At 44.6% G+C, this 22,162-nt stretch carries 18 protein-coding genes; 16 read left to right on the top strand and 2 right to left on the bottom strand.

All coding sequences use genetic code 11. From position 1 onward, the window contains the following. The first annotated feature begins 462 nt into the window (after positions 1-462). The 4 genes from OZ401_RS13345 to OZ401_RS13330 are packed head-to-tail and all read left to right on the top strand — an operon-like array spanning position 463 to position 5,409. Positions 463-1,719, top strand: coding sequence for a vWA domain-containing protein (locus tag OZ401_RS13345; protein WP_341470967.1), 1,257 nt, complete (start codon positions 463-465; stop codon positions 1,717-1,719). Between the two features lie 36 nt (positions 1,720-1,755). Then, positions 1,756-2,319 (top strand): double zinc ribbon and FHA domain-containing protein, encoded by a 564-nt coding sequence (locus OZ401_RS13340; protein ID WP_341470966.1) that lies wholly within the window; start codon positions 1,756-1,758, stop codon positions 2,317-2,319. A 48-nt stretch (positions 2,320-2,367) separates the two neighbouring features. Continuing rightward, positions 2,368-4,182: a protein phosphatase 2C domain-containing protein gene (locus OZ401_RS13335; RefSeq protein WP_341470965.1), complete on the top strand. Its 1,815-nt coding sequence runs from the start codon at positions 2,368-2,370 to the stop codon at positions 4,180-4,182. A gap of 24 nt (positions 4,183-4,206) precedes the next feature. Continuing rightward, positions 4,207-5,409, top strand: coding sequence for a protein kinase domain-containing protein (locus OZ401_RS13330; protein ID WP_341470964.1), 1,203 nt, complete (start codon positions 4,207-4,209; stop codon positions 5,407-5,409). A 341-nt stretch (positions 5,410-5,750) separates the two neighbouring features. Here the strand turns inward: OZ401_RS13330 and OZ401_RS13325 are convergent, their stop codons facing one another. Further along, entirely contained in the window at positions 5,751-6,221 is a 471-nt protein-coding gene (locus tag OZ401_RS13325; protein WP_341470963.1) for a hypothetical protein, read from the bottom strand. Between OZ401_RS13325 and OZ401_RS13320 the strand changes: the two genes are divergently transcribed. The 10 genes from OZ401_RS13320 (at position 6,198) to OZ401_RS13275 (ending at position 17,510) form a co-directional block, all read left to right on the top strand. Then, a complete protein-coding gene (locus OZ401_RS13320; protein WP_341470962.1) occupies positions 6,198-6,821 on the top strand; it encodes a hypothetical protein in 624 nt (207 codons plus the stop codon). The two genes, OZ401_RS13325 and OZ401_RS13320, sit on opposite strands and share 24 nt — an antisense overlap. A 144-nt stretch (positions 6,822-6,965) precedes the next feature. After that, positions 6,966-7,631 (top strand): hypothetical protein, encoded by a 666-nt coding sequence (locus tag OZ401_RS13315; protein WP_341470961.1) that lies wholly within the window; start codon positions 6,966-6,968, stop codon positions 7,629-7,631. Positions 7,632-7,667: 36 nt separating this feature from the next. Beyond that, a complete protein-coding gene (locus OZ401_RS13310; protein WP_341470960.1) occupies positions 7,668-8,879 on the top strand; it encodes a zinc-ribbon domain-containing protein in 1,212 nt (403 codons plus the stop codon). 27 nt (positions 8,880-8,906) lie between these two features. After that, positions 8,907-10,154, top strand: a complete 1,248-nt coding sequence (locus tag OZ401_RS13305) for a hypothetical protein (RefSeq protein ID WP_341470959.1) — start codon at positions 8,907-8,909, stop codon at positions 10,152-10,154. A gap of 77 nt (positions 10,155-10,231) precedes the next feature. Further along, complete coding sequence (locus OZ401_RS13300) at positions 10,232-11,272, top strand: zinc ribbon domain-containing protein (RefSeq protein ID WP_341470958.1); 1,041 nt, start codon at positions 10,232-10,234, stop codon at positions 11,270-11,272. A 37-nt stretch (positions 11,273-11,309) separates the two neighbouring features. Further along, positions 11,310-11,582: a WXG100 family type VII secretion target gene (locus tag OZ401_RS13295; protein ID WP_341470957.1), complete on the top strand. Its 273-nt coding sequence runs from the start codon at positions 11,310-11,312 to the stop codon at positions 11,580-11,582. Between the two features lie 9 nt (positions 11,583-11,591). Continuing rightward, entirely contained in the window at positions 11,592-12,647 is a 1,056-nt protein-coding gene (locus OZ401_RS13290; RefSeq protein WP_341470956.1) for a hypothetical protein, read from the top strand. 15 nt (positions 12,648-12,662) lie between these two features. Continuing rightward, positions 12,663-12,878 (top strand): hypothetical protein, encoded by a 216-nt coding sequence (locus OZ401_RS13285; protein WP_341470955.1) that lies wholly within the window; start codon positions 12,663-12,665, stop codon positions 12,876-12,878. Positions 12,879-12,901: 23 nt separating this feature from the next. After that, positions 12,902-16,360, top strand: coding sequence for an FtsK/SpoIIIE domain-containing protein (locus OZ401_RS13280; RefSeq protein ID WP_341470954.1), 3,459 nt, complete (start codon positions 12,902-12,904; stop codon positions 16,358-16,360). 1 nt (position 16,361) lies between these two features. Further along, positions 16,362-17,510 carry a serine hydrolase gene (locus OZ401_RS13275; protein ID WP_341470953.1) on the top strand — a complete coding sequence of 383 codons (1,149 nt, stop codon included), beginning with the start codon at positions 16,362-16,364 and terminating at the stop codon, positions 17,508-17,510. Between the two features lie 9 nt (positions 17,511-17,519). Here OZ401_RS13275 and OZ401_RS13270 read toward each other — a convergent pair. Then, positions 17,520-18,675 (bottom strand): IS3 family transposase gene (locus tag OZ401_RS13270; RefSeq protein ID WP_341470952.1). Its coding sequence is split into 2 segments (ribosomal slippage): positions 17,520-18,398 and positions 18,400-18,675, totalling 1,155 coding nucleotides; the frame shifts between segments, so codons are not numbered across the junction. Positions 18,676-18,959: 284 nt separating this feature from the next. On the opposite strand from OZ401_RS13270, the gene OZ401_RS13265 reads away from it, so the two are divergent. Together OZ401_RS13265 and OZ401_RS13260 are read left to right on the top strand one after the other, a co-directional pair. After that, positions 18,960-21,227: a carbohydrate ABC transporter permease gene (locus OZ401_RS13265; RefSeq protein WP_341470951.1), complete on the top strand. Its 2,268-nt coding sequence runs from the start codon at positions 18,960-18,962 to the stop codon at positions 21,225-21,227. Continuing rightward, positions 21,220-22,092, top strand: coding sequence for a carbohydrate ABC transporter permease (locus tag OZ401_RS13260; protein ID WP_341470950.1), 873 nt, complete (start codon positions 21,220-21,222; stop codon positions 22,090-22,092). The genes OZ401_RS13265 and OZ401_RS13260 overlap by 8 nt, the downstream gene beginning before the upstream one ends. The last annotated feature ends 70 nt before the right edge of the window (positions 22,093-22,162 follow it).

Here is a 22,162-nt window from a genome sequence, read left to right as displayed (position 1 = left end):
ATTTATCAAATCTAGGAATTTATTAATGTGTATTGTAATGTGTAGCTATTAGAATAACAAATGGAGACAGTGAACAATGAAATATCTTGTGAAATTCTCATCTGATTTAAAAAAAATTTATCCTTACTAGTTTATTAAGAGGTTTAAAGTGCCCTTTTAATTTGATACCATTGAAAATTGTACTGAACAAAAGAGTATAGCATAGCCAAGCATTGTGAAATTTATGGTTATTGGAATTGGAAAATACATTTTTTGATGAAATCAATAACTCAAAATACTTTCTAAAGGTGTGGGTGGTTAGGACTTTTAGATGATATAAATTTCACAGCATTTGATTTCTGTTCTATATAGTTCACTTCCCAATTATTAATCATTTTTAATAAATATGCTTTCGAATTCTCGGTTACTTTCCTGGCTGTTTAAAATCTTTGTAAGTAAGGATATTAACAAGGAGTGAGTCGCATGTTACAACTTGAAACCCTTTTTTCTCAGGATAATGTTCCTTGCACTCGTCAGGAGTATGGTCTTTACTTGCTCTGCAAGATAATTCCACTGGGTGAAGCCCAATCCATCTCCAGATTGCCGTTAAACCTTGCATTAGTTATAGATAATAGTGGCTCAATGTACGGAGACGATAAGCGCATACATTTAGCACTGGAAGCTGCCATTCAAGCCGTAAATTTATTAAGCCCTACCGATTTTGTTTCTGTAATTGCTTTTTCTGACTCGGAAAGAGTTGTACAACAAGCCCTTCCTGCCAGTAACCGCGATCAAATTATTCGTTCCATTCAAAGTATCTTGAAAATGCCAAGCGGAGGAACCAATATTCCTGCAGGTATGAGGGCTGGTAGCGCCGAATTACTTCGCAATCTCAGTAAAGATCGTCTTAACCGGGTTCTTCTCCTTACCGATGGCAATACAGAGCATGAAGATCAATGCCCCGGTATTGTTAGCAGGGAAGCCGAGAAAGGCATTTCTTTTAGCACTTTTGGAGTTGGTTTTGATTGGAATGAGAAGCTTTTAAGTTTGATTGCGGAGCGAAGTGGTGGCAAATGGCATTACATTGACTCCCCTCAAAAAATTGGGCAAGCATTTCAGCAAGAGTTAGGTGTAATGATGAATTCGGTGTTTAGCAACGTTAGGCTTGGGCTGAAATTCTTTCAGAATGATGTTCTTCGTGAAGCAAAAATCGTTAGCCCAGAAGTAAAAGAAGTCAGAATAGACGGAGATCCCATTAGCAGAAATTATCAAATAACACTTGGCGCAATGGAGCGTAACCGACAGATTAACCTACTGGTTAACCTTGCCTTAATTGGGCGTGCCCCGGGTCGTTACAACATTGCATCTATCTCTGTGCAATATGATTTGTCGGGTCAACCAAATCAGTCAACCAAACCAGAAAGTCTGGCTGTTAACTTTGTCACAGACAATAATCTTGTCTACAACAATGGCGAAGTTTTACGCTGGGTAGATGATGCCCAGATAGACAAAATGGTGCGTAAAGCCACCGAGTTAGCGGCATCTGGAGAAAAGCAAAAAGCTACGGTTTTGTTGCAAAATGCAGGGTCTTTGAGTGATAAACGCGGCGATAGTCGCAAGACAACTCTCATTAACAATGCGCTAACTGAATTGGGCGCACAGGGCTCAATTTCCCGAAAAACCGTAATCGAGGCTCAAAATGAAGCTCGAAAAACCAAATTGATGCCTGATGATAATTAATTCATTAATTAATTTTACAATGAGAAGGAGTTTACTATGAGCGCAATATGCCCTGCTTGTAAAACATCTAACATAGATGGTGCCCGTTACTGCGAAACCTGCTTTATCCAACTGCCAGAAGATACGTCGGTAGCTTTTTATAAAGCTCCTACTGAAATACCTTTCAGTAATAATCTCCCACAAGGGGCTATAGATTTTGATGCTATAGACAACTATACCAATAGTAATAAGCAACCTGAATTTGCGAATCTTGGGGCATCTCCAACTGCCAAGTTAGTGGTAACACGGGGATCTATTATAGGACAAGAATTCATTCTCAATGCCGGGGAAAACGAAATTGGACGCTGGGATGAGGACGATGGCTTTTACCCTCATATTGATCTGGATAAGCAGGATACGGAGGGCTATGTTCATAGGAAGCACGCTACAATTCAGTTTGTTAACGGGCAATGGTATGTAGAAGATGCCGGAGGCGCAAATGGCACCAAAATTCGTCAAGGCTCCCAAGCTGCCAAATTAGCCCCTCATACTCCTACCCTAATTCAATATGGTAACGAATTGATTGTTGGCAGAATAATCATGAGGCTAGAGCAAGTCTAGTGTTCAACTTATACTCGTCAATCTATTCCTGACTAGGAGGCTTATATCTTGGCACAAATACAAAACGACAGCCAATTTCCCCCTAAATGTCCCGGATGTGGTGCCTATACAAATCCGGGTGCCGAGAGTTGCCAGAAGTGCGGGCTTTTTTTACCAGACCCCACAGGGAACGTTCAAAACTTCACGGAATCTCAACCGTTACAATTGCTTCAATCCGGGAAGATGCTAAATGATATTCGTGTCCTTCGCCCATTAAGCATGGAACCTAGTATCGTAAATGTTTATCGGGCTGAGCAGGATGGTGTCAAAGTTTTGTTGAAGGAAACAAGGATTGGTTCGGAAAATGAAAAGCAACTTAGCCAGTCTCACGAAATTCTGAGCAGTGTAGCCAGCGCGTCTCTGCCTGTATCCCTTAGCTGCTTTAAAGCAGAGGGCGGGTTCTACCAACTCCTAGGAGAAAAAACAGGACGGTTACTTCAAGAAGTGTGGACGCAGAGTGATGATGAACATCGTTTGATTTGGATCAAACAACTTTGTGAGGCGATTTTCCTAATCAATCAGCAGGGCGGATTGTGTCTGCAAATACTGCCTTCAAACTTGTATGTTTCAGAGCAGGGTAATCTGTTTATAGCTGATTTATTATTATTGCGTCGATTGCCGATTTCAGAATCCGACCGGATTCCTAGCAATTACCATGTTGCGCCCGAAGTATATTCCAATCGTGAAGACTTGAGTCAGCGGGCTGATGTATTCGCAATTGGCGCTGTTTGGCTGTCTCTTTATCTGGGAAAACAACTTGAGCAAACCCATTATGACGAGCGCAATATTAAGTTGCTTACCGATTTATTCTCACCGGATTTCTTACTACCTTCCATTAATCGTTTGATAAGTAAGGCTATCCATCGCTCTTTGGAAAAACGCTATAAAAGCGTTTACCTAATGGGCAAAGCAGTAGAGAATGCTCTGAATGATTTAAAGAATAACAATCAGCTTTTATTAAAATATAGCCAATCTCCTAATCTTGCAGCTTGGACTGATATGGGTTTATCCCGTGACAACAATGAGGATAACTTTTATGCTGACAATTTCAAAAAGGAAAGCGGCAATTTCACTGTTTTAATGGTAGCCGATGGTATGGGAGGCGAAGAAGGCGGGGAAGTAGCCAGCAGCCTTGCGTTGGAATGTATTAAAGAAGTTCTACCTTCACATCTCGAATTTTTACTCAAATCTCAGCAGAGAACCCGTCTTAGTCCCGTTTCTAATTCTAACCAGCCAACAGTGTTGGTACAGCCAAATCCAAACCGCTCAACTCTGCCGGATACAGGGTTGAAAGAATCGTTGGAGAGAGCATTAGGCGAAACAATCAGTGAGGCTTCCAAAAGGATATTTGACCGGGCGCAACGTGAACCAAAGCTAAAAAGCATGGGGAGTACCATAGTTCTCGCAGTAGTGGTTAATAATCAGGTGGCGGTGGCTAATGTTGGGGATAGTCGCGCTTACCTAATCAGAGAGGGGCGTTTGGTCCAAATTAGTCAAGAGCACACCCGTATTGCTGAAATGCGACTCAAAAATAAAGAACCTCGCCCAGAGGATGAAAGCCGTTTACAAGGAGTCCTTTCGCGCAATTTGGGCTACCGTGCTGCCGCGGAATCTTTTGTGGCTTTTTACCCAGTCCAATCTGGAGATTTTCTATTGCTATGCTGTGATGGGTTAACCGATTCGCTAACCGACGACCAGATTGCCCAACTGGTATATGGAAAAGGACAAAGCAGTTTATTGGGTAACTGTTTCGGATTAATTAATTCTGCAATTGCTACCAGTGGTCATGATAATACTACGGTTGTACTTTATCGACATCCTTAATCGTCTTAACAAGTAGGTGAAGAAATGAAATGCCCTAATTGTCAGAGCTATATCCCTCCTTCTCTTGATTCATGCAATTCATGTGGTTATATAGTAACTGCTAGTGCGACAGCAACAACAACTACCACCACAACTAGCAACCCAGTATATAATATAGGAGCCACAAAAACCCCCATTAAATGTGATTATTGTAACAATGTTTCGTCACCCAATGCGCTTTATTGTAGTTATTGCCAAACAATTCTTCCATTACCAGTTTCCACAGTTATAGCAGGGCGTTGGGTTATTCGTCGCTCTTTAAAACCCGGTGGGATGGGTCGAGTCTATGTAGCTACCGACCAAAACACTAGATCTGATGTAGTAGTGAAAGAATTACTGGAAGAGCAGGGTCGCCCCCACGATGCGCGTCAGACTTTCCTTGACCACTTCCTGAATGAGGCTAAGGTGCTGGAATCGCTCAAGATGGTACGCTCAGTCCCTTCATTGATTAAGGGTGTTACACAGGAAGGCCCTCGCCACTACTTTGTAATGGAGTACATTGACGGAGAAGATGTGTCTGAAATTGTGACCGGTAAGGGTTTGCTGGACTCTCGTAAGGTCATTGAGTACGGTATTAGTGTCTGTGAAGCTCTGGAGATAATTCACGCCCGCAATCCACCTATTGTCCATCGTGATATAAAGCCGGATAACCTGAAAATTCGGAAGAGCGACGGCTCGCTTGCTTTGCTTGACTTTGGTATAGCGCGAAGTGTCCGAGAAGGAACAAATTTAACTAAAGGGGTAGGCACAAAGGGCTATGTTGCGCCTGAACAGAAAGAAGGGGATGCCGAGCCACGCTCCGATCTTTATTCGCTGGCTGCCACTATGTACTATATGCTGAGCGGGAGTGTGCCTGATGATCCGCAGCAGCGAATGCAGGGAGCATTACGTCGCCTGAATCCCAAAGTGGAAGTAGATCTGGAAGAAATAATCCTTTCCAATCTGAACGAAAACCCACAGGAACGCTACAACTCTGCTTCCGAGTTAAGTCACGATCTGAAGCAGGGCAAAATGACTCAGACTATCGGGTGCCCCAACAAAAATTGTCTTACTCCTAATAACAGGCGCATGATTTATTGTGTCAAATGCGCTACCCCATTAATTAATAAGTCTCGCCAGTGTATTAAATGTTCCAGCTTCATCCCGTTCCGGGTCAAATTCTGCCCAACATGTGGCAATCAAGTATAAGTCGCACAACGAAAGCAGAGAAAAATGCAGATAAATAATTCCAGTCTGGGAATAATTAAGTGCAATACCTGTGGAGCTAATATATTCAACAATACTGCTAATTGCCTGCGTTGCGGAGCGGCTGTAGCGGTGCCTCAAACTCCACCGTCTGTAGCATCTAGGTATGCCGACGATTCTGTGCCAACTGAGTTAGTAAATTCCGCTAGACCTGTTCCGCAACCTAACTATCAGTACACGCGCCAGCCTGCTCCGCTGCCGCCACAACCACCAAAAAAACCTTCAAGAATCGCTTTTTATTTGATAGCTGTGGTAATTGGGGCATCCCTTTTTGGAGGCATCGGCTATTTGCTTGGCGCTATGTTAAGTGCGCCAACGCCAACTAGCGTTCTACCTTCTGTTACAGTCACTATACTCACTTCGACCGTAGTTAGCGAAACACCAAAACCTTCCATATCGGGGGTTATTGCTACTTCTGTTCCAACTATCACCCTACCTATAACTTCTCCCGCTACAACTACCAACCGACCTCTAACAACACAGCAGACGACTACTGCCTCGACAACCCCGTCAAGCACGACCAACGCTATAGCTACCACTCGCCCATCGACAACGCAGCAAGCGACTACTACTATAGGCGTTACAACTTCAACAACTAGCAGCGGGGCGTCATCTACTACTGCCTCGACAACTTCGACAGCACAACTGACAACTTCTACAAGCGTTCCAACTCCAACTAATACAACGGCAGTTGCGCAAACTCCGACACCGACGGTGAAGCCATGACCTTTATGCAAACTCCTCGCAGTTGTCATAGTTGCACCACCATTAATCCTGCTACCAACTCTTATTGCGCCGAGTGCGGAGTAAATCTTGCAGTTGCGCCCGCCAAGCCAAAGAAACCCGCCAAAGTGGCTACACAATCTCGTCCCAATCTCTGGGTAGCGAGTTTGTGGGGCTTTGTGGGTTTTCTGCTGGTTACTGTAATAATTACCGCGCCATGCTGGTTTACAGAAATAAGTTTATTCATAATTTCACCCGAAGATGGTTTTTCACTGTTCTTGAGTAGATTTTCCTTTAATGGCTTAAGTTTCTATATTGGTTTGCCTCTCAACGGTTTGATAATAGGTAGGTTAATTTATCTTGGTGTTAAGCGCAATGACAGCGCCGTCCAACGTTTTATAGCAGTTGCATTTACTGCTCTTAGCTTGACAATTATCCAGTATATTTATTGGGCACCTAGTTATTCGTTTCAAAATTGGCTATTTGATAATAATGGAGAACCTTTTGCGCGGCTGGGGATGTTATTTGACTACGATACTGGCGCGGGCTTGTTGGTAATTGCTATGTTTCTGGCTGGGCTGGTGATGGCTTTTTGGAGCAGTGGTACTATGTGGCGCAAAAGGCAGGCTTAGCATAACGTTATGATTACGAACTGCTCAAGATGTAATACAGTAAATCCTGAGACCAACCGCTTTTGCGCCGAGTGCGGGGCAAAGTTGACTCCACCAATTATAATAGCAAAACTACCGCCAGATCCTCCAAAGAAACGCTTTAAATTGACCTGGTTGCTTGTTATTTTGGCGCTCATAGGTGGCGCTATCTTGGTAGTGAGCAATTTCGGTTCGAAATACTCGAATTCCACTTCTTATGCTTCGCAAGCAGGATTTACTTCTTTCGATAAAGCGACTGCTACTGCCCAAACTATCCAGAACATAATTGCTCCGCTGGACAAACGCGCTGTGAAAATTTATGGTCCCGCAAATGGGAATATCGAACATCCTAACGGAAATTATGTAGGGATAAAGTGCGCTAATGTAACTCTGCGGAATAGCTTAATTGATGCTTGGTTTTTCAATCCTTATGGCGCAAATGAAGGCACCTGGGATTATGGATTCTTTATTAGAAATTCCCCGCAGGGACAGTACCGCCTAATTATCAGTTCCGGGCGAAGGTGGAATTTATACAATGGAAATAACAACTGGGTGGCTGGAAACGCGCTATCGGATCTCAATATTGCGCAAGGCGGCTCCAATCATTTGGTGCTATATGTAAGCGGTTCAGCTGCCTATTTTTACCTCAACGAGAAATATATATCCACCTTAGAAGTTGGAGATATATTAGGGAACGGAGATATTTGCGTGGGTACAGGGTTTCTTTCGGGCAATGTAATTGCCGGGCGCATTACTCGTTACGATAACTTTACAGTTTATTCTCTGGATTAAATTCAGGATCTTATTTAGCTAATGTAGAGGTCAAACATGCTAATTTGCTCAACTTGTCATAATACAATTCCTCAAAATGACCGATTTTGCAGTTATTGTGGAACCACTTTAGCGCTGAATAATGGTGGTGGTTCTTCTACTACCCAGCCAAAAAGCGGTGGAGCTTTGATTACTGTAGCAATGTTGCTTTCAGTAGTGGTAGTAGTGCTGGGTGGGGTTGTCATTTATCTGATTTCGCAAGGTAATAAATCCGATTCGATTGATAATAATATTTATAGCTTTCCTACGCATACTACAACTGCTGCCGCTGTTGCTGCCAAGATTGTTGCTACTACCGAAAGTAATCTCTCTATTGCAACGACTGTCGCTGCCACAACCGCCTCTGCTAAAACCGCAAGCGCTACGACCGCCGTTGCCTCTCCCACAGAAACCCCTTCTCCACGAATAGTAGATCGTTCGGTAACCCAGAGAGGTTGGCTACTTTTAACTTATACCCAAGGCAACGGTTTACCCGGTATCAAAAAAGTGAATTTGTCTAATCGTACCGAAGAAATAGCAATACCAGCAGGCGCAAATGTAAGCCAAGGGTTTTGGATACCCGGTCAAAATAACTTTGTTTACGTAACTGAGGCGGATAAGGGAATAAATGTTATAAATGGAAGTAGTAGTTCCAGAATTGCTACAGGTCTAAACCCTAATGTATCCTCTGACGGAAGAATGGTATATATCGGAGATGACGGTGAGTTATACCTGCTGGATATGAGAGGTCGTTCAAGCAAATTAACTCAAGATCGACTAGGGAAGCTTGGACCAACTTTTTCACCGGATGGTTCCAAAATAGCCTATTCTTCATATACAAATGGTCTGTGGCAGATATGGATATTGAATCTAAATGGGGGTAGTCAATATCAGGTGACACGGCTAAGTGATAATGCACGGTTCCCGGTATGGTCACCTGATGGGCAAAAATTAGCATTTAACACTACCAGTCGCAGTGATGTTTATACTCCAAAAGATATTTACGTTACTGATTTGTCCGGAAACGTCTACAATATCGTTTCAGGTGGGCAAAACGGCAGACCCTTTTGGGTTGAAGATTATATTTTTTTCAATAGTGACCGCGATAAAACTTCCGGGGAAAGTGATATTTACGCAGTACACCCGGATGGAAGCGGTCGTGACCGTATAACTTCTAGCAGTAATGATTTTGACTACTACTACCCGGTTTGGCGTAATGATTTACCCTAAAGAACAAAGAAGGCTACCCGGTAATATATGGTTAAAATCAAACAAAAATCTCAACAATTAATTGTTAGGCTGGTGGTAGGGCTAATAATGGTTATATTCCTATTAGTTGGTTTATTAGTTGGATTGGCGGTCAACCTGAAGAACAATTCTTTGGCTGCCCAGAATATTGATAAATCGGTTGCTATAACCTCAACAGTAGCCTCACTCTTAGTATTTCCTACAAATACAGCCCAAGCTACCACGACTATAATAACCCCAACCCCAATACCAACGCCCCTTCCAACAGCTACAAAAGAACCTAGCCCAACTGCAACAGCTACCCCCATAGCTACTATGCCTACACCGGACAAACGTGTAAACCTGCCCGGTGGAAAAGTACAGGAAGAGTGGTCGAAGTTAAATCTCACGGTAATTTATGAACCTAACTCTTTTGGCGCTGCCAACTTGGGTGAATTCATTCAGAACTGGCAAGAAGCCCAAAAATATGTGAGAGACCGTCTAAAGGTAGAAACCATCTTTCCAATGACCTTTGAGTTAAGGACCGATGGAGCGCCAGACCCACTAGGATTGGGAGTTCGCGGCTTTAGTGATGTGCTAAAGGATAGAATTTACCAGCTTTATGATGGTAGCGGGGATAAAGATGACCGAAAATACATCACTGCGCATGAGTTGGGGCATTTATTTTTCTATAATAAAATTGGATGGGGCGCCAACATTATGTTGGCTGAAGGCATTGCCATGTATGCCAGCGATGAATTTCTGCGAAAAAGTGGGTTTATTACGGTACATGATTTTGCAACAGCCCTTTATCTGCAAAAGCGGTTAACCCCCCTAACTTCAATCTCCAAAGCCCCTGAAAAATATTTCAATGGTCGTCTTTTATCCAGAGAGTATTACGATATTTCAGGCTCTTTCGTTTCATGGCTTATCGAAACGTATGGTTTGGAAAAGTTCAATAAAGTTTACCCTACTGCGAACTATAACCAAGTTTATGACAAATCTTTGACATATTTGAATGATGAATGGATTAATTTTCTTGACAAGCGAAGTAAAAGTCAGTCCCTAAAATTCGATCCTGCTAAATATTTAATTGATCTTGATCGGGTAACTCGTGCTTACCAAAGTCTCTATGATAAGGCTGCTGCGAACAATAATATACTGGAGCAGGCAACCTATCAGGCAATTGATACTGCAAGGCTGAAATTGGATCGCCAGCTTATAGGTGAGGCAGAAGAACAGCTTCGATTAATTGAAAAAACAATAGCTCGTCTGTAAAAGTACCGGGTGGCTGAATTGTGCCTTTTATGTTGCGCTTGTTTATATACCAATCTTGATTAGAAAGCGATGGAATAATGGTCAGTAATTGTCCAAGTTGTAGCACAGTTAATCCTGAAATCAACCGCTACTGTGCAGAGTGCGGTAAACAAATGGCACAGGCAGCACACACAACCCAAACTACTCAAACCAAAGCGAAACGCACTTCGGTGGCATGGCTGTGGCTTGTTGTGCCCGTTGTTGTATTGGTAGGTTCTATAATAGCCATTGGTGTTAGCAGTGAGAACACCAGGAAGCAAAACGCTACCGCGACGGCTCAAGCAATGGAATATCAGCGGTTTCTTGAAGCTCAGGCGCACGCTACTGCTACCGCTGCTCAGGCACAGGCTACTGCTACCGCACAAACGCAAGCCACCGCTACCGCAGTTGCTCAGGCGCAAGCCACTGCTACCGCACAAACGCAAGCCACCGCTACCGCAGTTGCTCAGGCTCAAGCTACTGCGACCGCACAAACGCAAGCCACCGCTACCGCAGTTGCTCAGGCTCAAGCCACTGCGACGGCTATTGCCATCCCTACTGCCACTGCCAGCGCGATTTGGTCTATCTTGGCGCCGCTTGATTCGCGCGCTCGCAAGGTTTACGGTCCCTACAGCAGCAGCCTGACCCAAAGCTCGAAGACAGGTGTTGAAACCTATAGCTCAGGGGTTTATTTACGTGATCTGCTTGTAGATGTGGTTTTCACTAATCCAACTGTTAAGGCTGGGCAAGGCTGGGATTATGGGTTGTTGTTTAGAGATATTGGAACTGGAAATGAGCAGTATCGCTTGATTGTTTCTTCTAACAGTTACTGGGAACTTACATGGGGCAATGCCAAATCAATAAGCACAGGTAACCTACCCCAAATGAATACAGCCTCAAGCGGTACTAATAGATTAGTGCTTTACGTAAACGGTGCAAATGCCTATTTTTACCTTAACAACCAGTATATAGCCACCTTGAATACAGGTGAAAAAATGGTAAGCGGTTCTGTGAAAGTTGCATCCGGGTTGTACTCAAACAATTCAACTATCGGGACTACTACTAAATATGCGAACTTTACGGTATATGCGCTGAATTAAGCTTGAGCTTTTATTAGAACAGAAAAGGAGAATTCTTATGTCAGGAGTAATCGCTAATCCAGAGGATATTGAACGCTTTGTGCAGCAACTGAAGAACTTTACCGAGCAGATGAGAAGCGGGGTCAGTAATATGAACGGGCAATTTTCCCGGTTGGGCGAAACATGGCGCGACCAAGAACATAGCAAATACGCGCAGGAGTTCGAGCAGACAATGCGAGTTCTACAGCAATTTATTCGCTCATCCGAGCAGCAAGCGCCGTTCCTGATGCGGAAAGCGCAGCGACTACGTGAATTCCTGAACCAGCGATAGGAGAATAACATGAGTTCAGGTGGGGCAAGTGTCAAATCAATACAGGCTCTTGGAGATATCAAAGCGGCTCTTGCCCGTTACTCCAATGAAGCAACGCAGGCTTTGAGCGCAGCCCTCCAAGAATCGCGGAATACCCTGCGTAGGTTGGAGGAGCGTGAGAGCAGTTTGCAAAGTGAGCTACGCCGGAAAGAAGAGGCTGTTCAACGAGCTTTTGCAGCTTTTGCAGCTTGTGAAGCCAGCGGCTATTACGATTCGAATGGGAACCTTCACCGCCCTGATTGCACTGCCCAAAAGGCTGCCATTGAAAATGCCCGTCAAGAGTTGTATCGCACCCAGGAAGAACTGAAGAAAGTTCAGCAGTGGCATAAACAGGTGCAATTAGCCAACGACGATTTCGACAAAGTAGCCCGTCGCTTGTCCAATCATTTGCAAAGCGAGCTTCCCAAAGCAACGGCGCAACTGGAACAGAAAATCAGCATATTGACCGGCTTCACCTCCGAGAGTTTACCCGGCGGCAGTTCTCAAGCCACTGAATCCGCGAGCGTTTCAGGTGGGTTTATGCCAGAAAGCAATGGTAGCGCCCTTAGCGCCGGAGGGCTTGGGGCAGGGTTGACTGCTGGAATCGGTTCAAGCAAAAACGCGACTTCGAAAGGCTTCAGCACTGTCACTTGGCAAGATGCTCAGGGCAGGAGTCTAGTTATGCGTACTTTCCCAACCGGGGATCAGTATATGATACAGGTTTTTAATAAGCAAGGGCTTGGCAGTTCCCAAGCATTACCCGGAAGAGGCAATGCAGGGCAAGCGAATGTTTTACTTGAGCGAGATGCTTATACCGGAATAGTTGATCGAGTTCGCCTTCAAGATATTGATCCAGTACCTAGCTTCAGTCAATCAGGGATAGAGGATGCCCTGCTTGATCGGGTGGAGGAAATTGCTCTTCAGTGGGGTGTGCGCGAAATATATGGCGATACACCTAGCGATCCCAATATCCTTCAACAGTGCCTTAGCCGGGGTTATCAACTTCGGGACAACGGCAGAAGTATATTTAAAACACTACATTTTTAAGGAGAGACACGTTATATGTCAAGCCTATCAGGTACGAAAGAGGAGCTAGAGAACTCTTGGAGAATTCTTGCCCAATGTTGGGAACAAACTAAAACGGTTTGGGACGACAAAGCTCGGCGAGATTTTGAAACGGCTTATTGGTCTGCTCTGGAACCTCTGTCGCTGGCAGCTCAGCGTGAATTGGCAAATTTGGCGCAAGTGATAAATCAAGCTCAACGCAACGTAAAATAAATTTAACGACGGAGGATTCTACTATGTCGGAACCTGCTCTGCTTGCTCGTCAGCGTGCTTTGCTAAAGAACGGTTATGTTAACCCGGTTGCGAGCCTGAACAATGAGCGTAGCCAAGCGCAAACCCGCTTGAAACAGGCAAAAGATAATGCCGATCTCAATTATAAACAAGCCCAAGAAGCTGCTGAAAAACAACTCAAGCAGGACGAAGCTTATGCCGAACAAGCTCTAAAACAGGTGGAGCAGCAAGCGGCAGGTTTATTGGGTATGGTGCAGCAGCAGTATAATCGCGCCCCTTCTATCCTACAGCCTGCACTAAACAAGATTAAGCCCCAAAACACTTACCCGCGCTCGAACTCGGATCCCCATCGAGAAATAGAAAAATGCAGACAAATTGCCGAGGAGGTTGCTAACAAAAAGTTTGCCGGTAAAAAAGCTAACTCCTGCCTTACTACAATCCTTGCGCTGCTTATACTTGGAGGTTTTTTTGGTTTACCGTTTGGTATTGGGATTCTTACACGCCCTCCTCAGAATTATTATTCGTACAGGCAAGATTTTAATGTGCCAGTAGTAGTGGCGGCTTTTGTGGTTGAAGTTATCTTGCTGGTAGTTTGGGGTATCGTCAGCAGTGGTACTAATAAATTAGAATACCGCAAGCTTGTGCAAGCCCTGGCTGATGCGAAATATTGGCACAAGATTATGTCGGACCAGAACCAGAATACATACAACAATAAATTAGCTGGCTTTAAAACTGATCATCAATATCGGTTGAATAGCGCCAAAACCGCTTATCAAAACCAACAAGCAGCCGCGCAAGAACAAAATACCCGAGAATTAGATAAAGCCGAGCGCTCTTTTCGGGAGCATGTCGCCCGCGCCTGCCCTGCTATTGATGATTTTAGTAACCAAATTAACGTACTTTCACCTGCATGGAATAGCTCTGTGTGGAATAGCTGGAATGCCTCCCAAAAGATACCGGAAGTTGTTAGTTTGGGTATGTTCAGGATTGGGGAGCCGCAATTAAATCTGACTACACCTGCTTTAATACCTTTCACGGGAAACCGCACGCTAGTTTTCAAAGCCACAGGCACTGCAAAGACTAAAGCGGTACAATCCATCCAGTCTCTTTTACTACGCTTATTGGCCAGCACACAGCCCGGCAAATTGCTTTTCACTTTTCTGGACCCGGTGGGGTTGGGTCAGAATGTAGCGCCCCTGATACGGCTATCAGATTATGACCCCAAGCTGGTTAACGGAAAAGCTTGGACAGAACCACAGCATCTTGAGCAACGTCTAGCGGATCTTTCCGAACATATGGAGAATGTGATACAGAAATATCTGAGCAATCAGTATAAAAATATTGAGGAATATAATACTATAGCTTCAGTAATAGAGCCATACCGGTTATTGGTGGTTTTTGATTTTCCTGCCAACTTCAGCGAAGCAGCCGCCCGCCGTCTGGTAAGTATTGCCCAAAACGGACCTCGCTGTGGAGTATATACAGTGGTTGTGGTGGACCCCGGAAAGCCTATGCCGCATGGTTTTACTCTTTCCGATTTGGAACAATCCGCCACTGTTATAGAGTGGAACGGCAAACACTTTGTAATGCAGGATAATGATTTCAAAGAATTTCCTTTGGAATTGGACAACCCTCCCTCTAATGCTCTTTTTGATCAAATAACCAAAACTGTAGGGGAGAAAGCCCAAACTGCCAGTAAGGTGGTAGTTCCTTTTGAAAACATCTGTCCGCCTTTCCAAGAATGGTGGCAGGACAAGAAATATGAAATATTTAATGCAGCGCTTGGTCCGGCAGATAGCAAAAAATCCCAGCAACTTGAGTTTGGCGGCAGCGGAACAGCGCACCATGCATTGGTGGTGGGGCGTACAGGTTCCGGAAAATCTTCTCTGCTTCATACCCTGATTACCTCCGTAGCGCTCAAGTATAGCCCCGAAGAAGTACAGCTTTACCTCATAGACTTTAAGAAGGGTGTGGAATTCAAGATTTACGCGAAGCACCAACTACCCCATGCTAGAGTTATTGCAATCCAAAGTGAGCGGGAGTTTGGGCTGAGCGTTTTGCAGGGTTTGGATACACAAATGCAGTGGCGCGGGGATACATTCCGAGACAGTGGGGTACAAAACCTGCCCCAGTATAGAAAGCTTACCGGAAAGGCTATGCCCCGCATATTGCTTATAGCAGATGAATTCCAGGAATTTTTCACCGAAGATGATCAGATTTCATCCCGAGCCGCCCAGATAATAGACCGATTGGTAAAACAAGGTCGTAGTGCTGGCATTCATCTGGTGTTATGTACTCAAACGCTAACCGGGTCATATACCTTACCCCGCAGTACAATTGATCAGATGGGAGTGAGAGTCGCTCTACAGTGTAGCGAAGCCGATTCCCGCCTCATTCTAGCTGATGATAATCCGGCAGCCCGTCTTCTCTCCCGGTCAGGTGAAGCTATTTATAATGCGGAAAACGGAAGGGTAGAAGGAAATAAAAATTTTCAGGTAGCTTTCCTTTCCTCTGAGAAACAGGCTCAGTACCTAGAACAGATTTTTGAAAAGGCTAAAAAGGAAAACCTACTTGGCGCACAACTAGTCTTTGAGGGGGATCAACCTGCTGAAGTAGAGAAAAACCGTCAGCTCCAGCAACTGCTTTCAGCCACTGCTTATGCACCTAAAGGACGAACTGTAAGTGGGTGGCTTGGAGAACCGATTGCGATAAAAGACTCGGTGGCAGCTAATTTCAGAAGACAGAGTGGCAGTAATTTACTGATAGTGAGTAAAAACGAAGAACTGGCGTTGGGCATGTTTATGACCAACATGGTTAGCCTTGCAGCCCAACTTTCTCCGGTTGGAAGTGATTATTTCTACCTGCTAAATTTCGGAACTGTAGATTCACCCTATTCTGATCAATTTGATCAATTGAAAGCACTTTTACCCCACTCGTTGAAGCTGGGTAAACGTTCCCAATTGCAGGGGATGCTTTCAGTGCTTGCGGCTGAGGTAAAACGTAGGAGTGCGGTAGAAGGCGCACCCGGACCGGATAAATTCCTAGCGGTTTTCGGGCTACATCGTGCCAACGAAATTCGGCAAGATGATAGCGGGTTTGGTTCCTATGGAGGGTATGGCAATGAGGAGTCGAAGGAGTCTTCCCCCATCCAGAATTTCACCACTATTTTAAAGGAAGGACCTGAGGTTGGAATACACACCCTTGTATGGTGCGATAACTGGAACAATCTGAACCGTAGCCTTGATCGTCGGGTTCTTCGTGAGTTCGGGATGCGCGTAGCAATGCAAATGAGCGCAGAAGATTCATCAAATTTGTTGGATTCGCCTGTTGCAAGCAAACTTGGGTCGCACCGGGCTTACCTTTTTGATGAAGAAGACGGACGATTGGAGAAATTCCGACCATACAACATTCCAGCAGCAGCTTGGTTGAAGCAAGTAAGTGATAATTTGAATCGGAAGGTTTGATATGTCAATCTGCTTAAAATGCCAGAATGTAATTCCGCCAAATGATCGTTTTTGCAGTTATTGCGGAACAGCTTTATTTGCGCATAATACAGTCGCGTACTCTTCTGGGTTATCTCAAACTAAAGTAAAAGGCAATGGGATTTTGCTTGTAATTCTATCGATAACTGTAATATCGCTAGGTGTGGTTGTTGTTTTTCTGATTACTCAGGGTAACAACTTTAGCTCTAATCCTACCTCATCATTTATAGCTAGGACAACTACCAATTTATTAAATGCTGGTGCAACTACCACTGAGGTGAAACCAAACGTTACCACCACTGCTGTTGAGGCTAACAAACTTGCGCTTGCCACAACCATAGCAGCATCTGGACCTATTGTAACAACTATGCCGACACCGAGCACAACACAAGACCCTGCTGAGATTGATAACCTCGGTCGAGTATTTGGCAATTTGCCTAAAGGTGCAAATGCCATAGTGCTATTGCCTACTGGGAGTTCTGTAACGGTAAATGAGCGTGTTAGGGTTTCGTCAGCTAGCCTTATCAAGTTGTGGATTGCTGCTTCTATGTATGAAGAAGACGAAGCGGATAGGTTAAACCTCAAAGATACTTATATTCTGAAGAAATCCGATCAGGTATCAGGAACAGGGATAATGAACCAAGCCACGATGGTAGGTACTAAATTCACCTACGAAGATATACTTTATAATATGCTGGTGCATAGCGATAATACGGCAGCTAATCTGCTTATAGACAAGTTAGGCGGATTCAAGAAAGTAAATGAATTTGCCAAAAATAATGGCTATGGCGAAACTCTTTTGCAGCGTAAGTTGGGTATCCCAGACCCTAATAATGAAAATTACACTTCGGCAAAAGATTGCGCACAATTTCTGCATAATTTAGTAGATGGGAATATAGTTAGTAAAAAGGCTTCTGCCCAGATGATGCAAATTCTACAGTCGCGTGCTACCAATGGAGATAATAAACAGGATAATGCCCTTAATTTATTTGGCGTAAACCTACCCACAGATACAATCTACGGACACATAAGTGGGCAAAATGAAATGACCCAGTTTGTCAAGACAAAAATAAAAGCTTGGTTAAGGAGTGATACAGTCCTTTCTATAGAACTAATAATGTTAAATAGCTAGTAACTCTTTTTAGCTCTTTAACATAATTACTGGTGTCACGGTATTGAAATAAACCTGAGCCGGTGTCTGATATTTCAAAGCCTGATGAGGTCGAGTATTATTGTAGAAATCGAAATACTCACCAATCCCTAGCTTTGCTTCTTTGGGGTTCTCAAATTGTGCTAAATAAACACACTCATATTTTAAGGAACGCCAGAGCCTTTCGGTGAAAACATTATCTAGTGCTCGCCCACGTCCATCCATACTTAACTTTACACCTGCGCCCAATATCAAAGCAGTGTATTTAGGACTGGTAAAATGACTACCTTGGTCACTGTTAAAGATCTCGGGTTTTATCTTCGCCAACGCTCGCTCGGTAGTTCTAAGCACAAAATCGATTTCCAAAGTATCAGATAATTCCCAACTTACCACATATCTGCTGTACCAGTCGATGACAGCCACCAGATAAAGCCAACCGTGTTTGAGCTTGATATATGTGATGTCGGTACCGAATACCTGAGCGGGTCTGGTTATAGCCAGGTTCCTTAAGAGATAGGGATATACCCGCTGCTTTTGATCTCGTTTCGAAAGATTAGGACCAGGATAGATTGCTTCTAGCCCCATCTCCCGCATATAGTTTTGCACCGTTTTGCGGTTGAGGTGCTTGCCTTCCCGCAGTAATTGTTGATGAATTCGCCGATATCCATAAAAAGGGTAAACGGTGTAAATCTCATCAATTCGGTGTTTGAGCTCAATTTCTCGTTCGGTTGGTGCTACTGAGCGGTAGTACAAACTGGAACGGCTAATTCCTAGCAACTCACTTTGTTTTGAGAGTGAAAGTTCAGCTTTTTGGGTTTCGATTAGGCTTAATCTGACCGACCTGGGCAAAGCCTGCTTCACTTTTTTTTCCTAACCACCTGAGCGGTGTAGTCAGGCGACCTATTTCGGCGTAAAGTTGTTCTTTTTCTTGTTCGTACTGTGCGGTCAGCAGCGCGATTTGCTTCTGAGTACGCTCATCAAAGGATTGTGGCAGACCTTTTAGAGCCAGTTGTTTCCATTTAGTGAGCATATTCGGATGAATACCATATTCAGAAGCTATCTGGGTAACGGTTTTATTACCTTCCAGCACTTCTTGCACTCTTTGAGACTTAAATGTGGGTGAATACTTTTTTCTAGGTGTTGTCATGTTTTTAAGTATACACCTTACCAAACCCTTTTTAGTTGTTCAGTTCTTCTGGTTCATTATATAAAAGCGGTTTTGAGTGTGCGATACTCGACCGACTGTCCTTTACCTCCTGCTATTAAATTAATAATGTGCAAAACTGAGCTTGCAAAAATTTTAGGGTTTGGCAACAGTAAAACTTATCATCGGTTCAATTTAGTTCTTTGGGTTGATGCTTTTTTGTAGTAAGTGCCATACAATATTGCTAATGATTTGAGTGCAGGAAGCCGAATATCAGGAGCAATAAGATGGCGACTATATTAACCCCTGAGAAGGTTAAATCCTCGTTAGGATTGGTTGCAACCTCGCGTGCTAGGCTATATTTGGGACTGAAAGTTGGCTTGGCAACTGCAATCTTTATAGTGTCGTTGCTAGTTAGGTTACGAGCCGCAGATTATCTACCGCCTGATTACGATGAAGATGATTACTTATACGGTGGGCAGTTGTATGCTCGCTATATTGCTGCCGGAGATATCGCTGGTATCGTCAACGAGCGGTTTAACTATGAACACCCGCCAATGATCAAGCTCCTATACGGTGCGGTACTTTATTTTACGCAAGGCTCTGATAGTTACAATGAGCTGGTTAAGATACCGGTTGGCGATAAGTTACCAGATGCTCCCGGTATTGCTCAGAAGATTAAACCGCTACGTACTTTTGGCGCTACTATTGGCGCATTGACTGCCGGGGTAGTAGCGCTTTATAACCCGTTGGCAGGGATTTTGATTGGCTTAAACTCGTGGCATATAAAGTACACTTCACAGGTTATGCTGGAAGCGATTCCTTGCCTTTTCGCTGCTCTCACTTTGTTACTTTTGCTGCGCTCCAAACGAAGTGGCGATAAATGGTGGTGGCTTTCTGCCATCTTTTTTGGTTTGTGCACTTCCAGCAAGTTTCCTTATGCGGCAGCAGGATTCGCCATTCTCATCTGGATGCTATGGCGAGATCGTAAATCATGGCGAAAGGTATTACTGTGGATAGGGCTTGCGCTGTCAGTGTTCTATCTCGCTGACCCTGCTTTGTGGCTCGACCCAATAGGGCGACTACAAGCGGCAGTGACTTTCCATGCCAATTACGCCACCGGCTCTCATGTAGAATCTTCAGGGTTTGGCTGGACACAGCCGGTAATTTGGCTGCTGGTTGCCGTTCCGTGGCTACCTCAAAACCACCCGGAAACCTTTCCGTTACTCATGGATGGGCTATTTACAGTTTTTGGTTTGCTGGCAGTCTGGCGCATGTTCAAAACAAACTGGCAGAACCGTTTGATTGTACTATGGTTCGCTTCTAACCTGATTTTTTTGTTGTTCTGGCCCACCAAATGGCCTCAATATATATTGGCGTTAACTGTTCCCGTTTCGTTGATGGCTTCGCGCTGGTTAACCGATACGGGCGTAAATCTTTGGCGAGGATGGCGCACATGGCGCACCACTCCAAAACAATCTAACCGTTCGTGGAGGGCTGCCTTAGTCTGGCTTTTGCCCTCACTTTTGCTACTCACTTTAATTGTGGCATATCCACTGCTTTTGCAAACCGCGCTGGCTACTACCACTTTCAGGATTGAGAATCTCAGGGATGGGGCAGGTGCGCTGGTAGCTGGATTCGGGCGAGGGTTGGTGGGCATGCCGCCCGATTATTTGCTCAACAAGCCGTTGATTTATACCGGGACTGGCGCATTTTTTGGAATATTCATGTGGGACAAATTCGCTGCTGTCCTGCGTTTTAATATTCTTTGGACGGTTGTGACTATGACGCTGGCAAGCGGTTTCGGCTTGTGGCTGGCTTCGTTATTGCAGCGCAAGGGCGTATTAGGTCGTCAGTTCTGGCGCACCCTTTTTATTCTGCCGTGGGCAATACCCGAATTTGTGGGAGCGTTAATATGGACAACTCTGTTTGATGATTATAACGGAGGGATTAATAATCTGCTGGCAATTCCTCCGGAGGCGCGTAACTCCAATAGCTGGTTATCTGCTTCCACACCTTTGATAGACCTTGCTGGTTTCGTTAAACCGCTGGCAAATCAATTGGAAAGTTGGCGGCTTTCTCCTTTTGCCGGAATTCTGGAATTTACCGCCGAAGGAATATCCTTTAATAAGTCATTCTGGGTTATGGTAATTGTGGGAGTGTGGGTTGCCTTCCCCTTTATGCTACTGGTTTCAACCGTAGCCTTGCGGGCGGTGTCTAGCGAGGTGGTGGATGCCGCAAGAGTGGATGGCGCACAACGCTGGAATATGTGGCGTTTAATCATCTGGCCGCTCATCAGTCCAACAATCCTTTCCGGCGTACTGTTGCGAGGCGTGTTGTTATTCAACGCTTTCCATATACCGCTGATGCTCTTCAATAATACCGATCAAACCGGAACTACCACTTTATCTCTAGCGGGGTGGGCTGTGATACGTTATAACAACGGCTATTCTGTCGCCGCCATGATAAATATATTGATAATGACAATTGTAATCGGTTTTATCTGGATATTTAATCGGCGTACCCATGTGGTGGAAGGAGTCCAATATGTTTGAGAAAATGACATGGCGGAGACAACTTAGCACCCAACTAATGCTCGCGTTTGCTTCACTTTTTGTGGTGTTACCGGTACTGTGGATGTTGCGTCTGGCTTTTGACGGCACTTTGAGCGGTATTAGTAGCGGTACCGGCAGACCTAAAGATAGCGGATTAGTGCCGGTACAGTGGAGTACCGAAAATTTCCAGCTTGCTTGGAATAGTCCTACCACCAGCACTACTCTGCTTGGGTTGCTTGGAAACAGCCTGATTGTGGCAGGTGGTACAGCCTTGCTATCGTTGGTATGTGGCATTACGGCGGGTTATGCTTTTGCCCGCTATAGCTTTCCCGGACGTAAACCGGCTCTTTTTATGACGCTGGTATTACTTACCTTGCCTCCGGCAGGCTTGACCGCTCCTTTCTTTATTTTCCTGAATGACCTGAAAATCAGGGATTCACTTCTTTCATTGATTTTGGTTTATAGTGCAATTGCAGTACCATTCGCTATTTGGACGGTTCGTAACGCGATTCAGGTTGTGCCACCCGAACTTGAAGAAGCGGCGATGCTTGAAGGTGGGGGGATAACCAGAGTTTTCCGTAGCATAACCTTACCGCTCATTTTGCCTTCGGTAGCGGTGGCGGGCTTTATCAGCTTTACCTTAGCGTGGTCTGAATTTGCGCTCGGTTGGGTGTTTATTAGCACACCCCACAATGTAACGCTGGCAATGGCGTTATACGCCATGCGCGGGGCAAGCGGGGTTGCGTGGGGACCGTTGGCGGCAACTGCTCTGATAGTTATTTTACCCGTGCTGGCGCTTTTTTATCTGCTTGGTAGGTATGTAATCAGCGGCTTGACCTTGGGAACGGCTACTATAGAGGAATAATCCTTACTCGCAGGTTTATATTTTAAGGATAATGTGGGGGTATAATAGAAAAACAGGATATTTGTATTCT

It is taken from the genome of Candidatus Chlorohelix allophototropha, assembly GCF_030389965.1.
GTDB lineage: Bacteria > Chloroflexota > Chloroflexia > Chloroheliales > Chloroheliaceae > Chlorohelix > Chlorohelix allophototropha.
Note: the sequence above shows the minus strand (reverse complement) of the source record. Positions and strands in the feature narration are given on the sequence as shown.

Bases quoted from the DNA above. Each gene is read 5' to 3' on its own strand.
- OZ401_RS13345 (WP_341470967.1), top strand. From the start codon at position 463: ATGTTACAACTTGAAACCCTTTTTTCTCAGGATAATGTTCCTTGCACT.
- OZ401_RS13340 (WP_341470966.1), top strand. From the start codon at position 1,756: ATGAGCGCAATATGCCCTGCTTGTAAAACATCTAACATAGATGGTGCC.
- OZ401_RS13330 (WP_341470964.1), top strand. From the start codon at position 4,207: ATGAAATGCCCTAATTGTCAGAGCTATATCCCTCCTTCTCTTGATTCA.
- OZ401_RS13320 (WP_341470962.1), top strand. From the start codon at position 6,198: ATGCAAACTCCTCGCAGTTGTCATAGTTGCACCACCATTAATCCTGCT.
- OZ401_RS13325 (WP_341470963.1), bottom strand. From the start codon at position 6,221: ATGACAACTGCGAGGAGTTTGCATAAAGGTCATGGCTTCACCGTCGGT.
- OZ401_RS13310 (WP_341470960.1), top strand. From the start codon at position 7,668: ATGCTAATTTGCTCAACTTGTCATAATACAATTCCTCAAAATGACCGA.
- OZ401_RS13305 (WP_341470959.1), top strand. From the start codon at position 8,907: ATGGTTAAAATCAAACAAAAATCTCAACAATTAATTGTTAGGCTGGTG.
- OZ401_RS13300 (WP_341470958.1), top strand. From the start codon at position 10,232: ATGGTCAGTAATTGTCCAAGTTGTAGCACAGTTAATCCTGAAATCAAC.
- OZ401_RS13295 (WP_341470957.1), top strand. From the start codon at position 11,310: ATGTCAGGAGTAATCGCTAATCCAGAGGATATTGAACGCTTTGTGCAG.
- OZ401_RS13290 (WP_341470956.1), top strand. From the start codon at position 11,592: ATGAGTTCAGGTGGGGCAAGTGTCAAATCAATACAGGCTCTTGGAGAT.
- OZ401_RS13285 (WP_341470955.1), top strand. From the start codon at position 12,663: ATGTCAAGCCTATCAGGTACGAAAGAGGAGCTAGAGAACTCTTGGAGA.
- OZ401_RS13280 (WP_341470954.1), top strand. From the start codon at position 12,902: ATGTCGGAACCTGCTCTGCTTGCTCGTCAGCGTGCTTTGCTAAAGAAC.
- OZ401_RS13275 (WP_341470953.1), top strand. From the start codon at position 16,362: ATGTCAATCTGCTTAAAATGCCAGAATGTAATTCCGCCAAATGATCGT.
- OZ401_RS13265 (WP_341470951.1), top strand. From the start codon at position 18,960: ATGGCGACTATATTAACCCCTGAGAAGGTTAAATCCTCGTTAGGATTG.
- OZ401_RS13260 (WP_341470950.1), top strand. From the start codon at position 21,220: ATGTTTGAGAAAATGACATGGCGGAGACAACTTAGCACCCAACTAATG.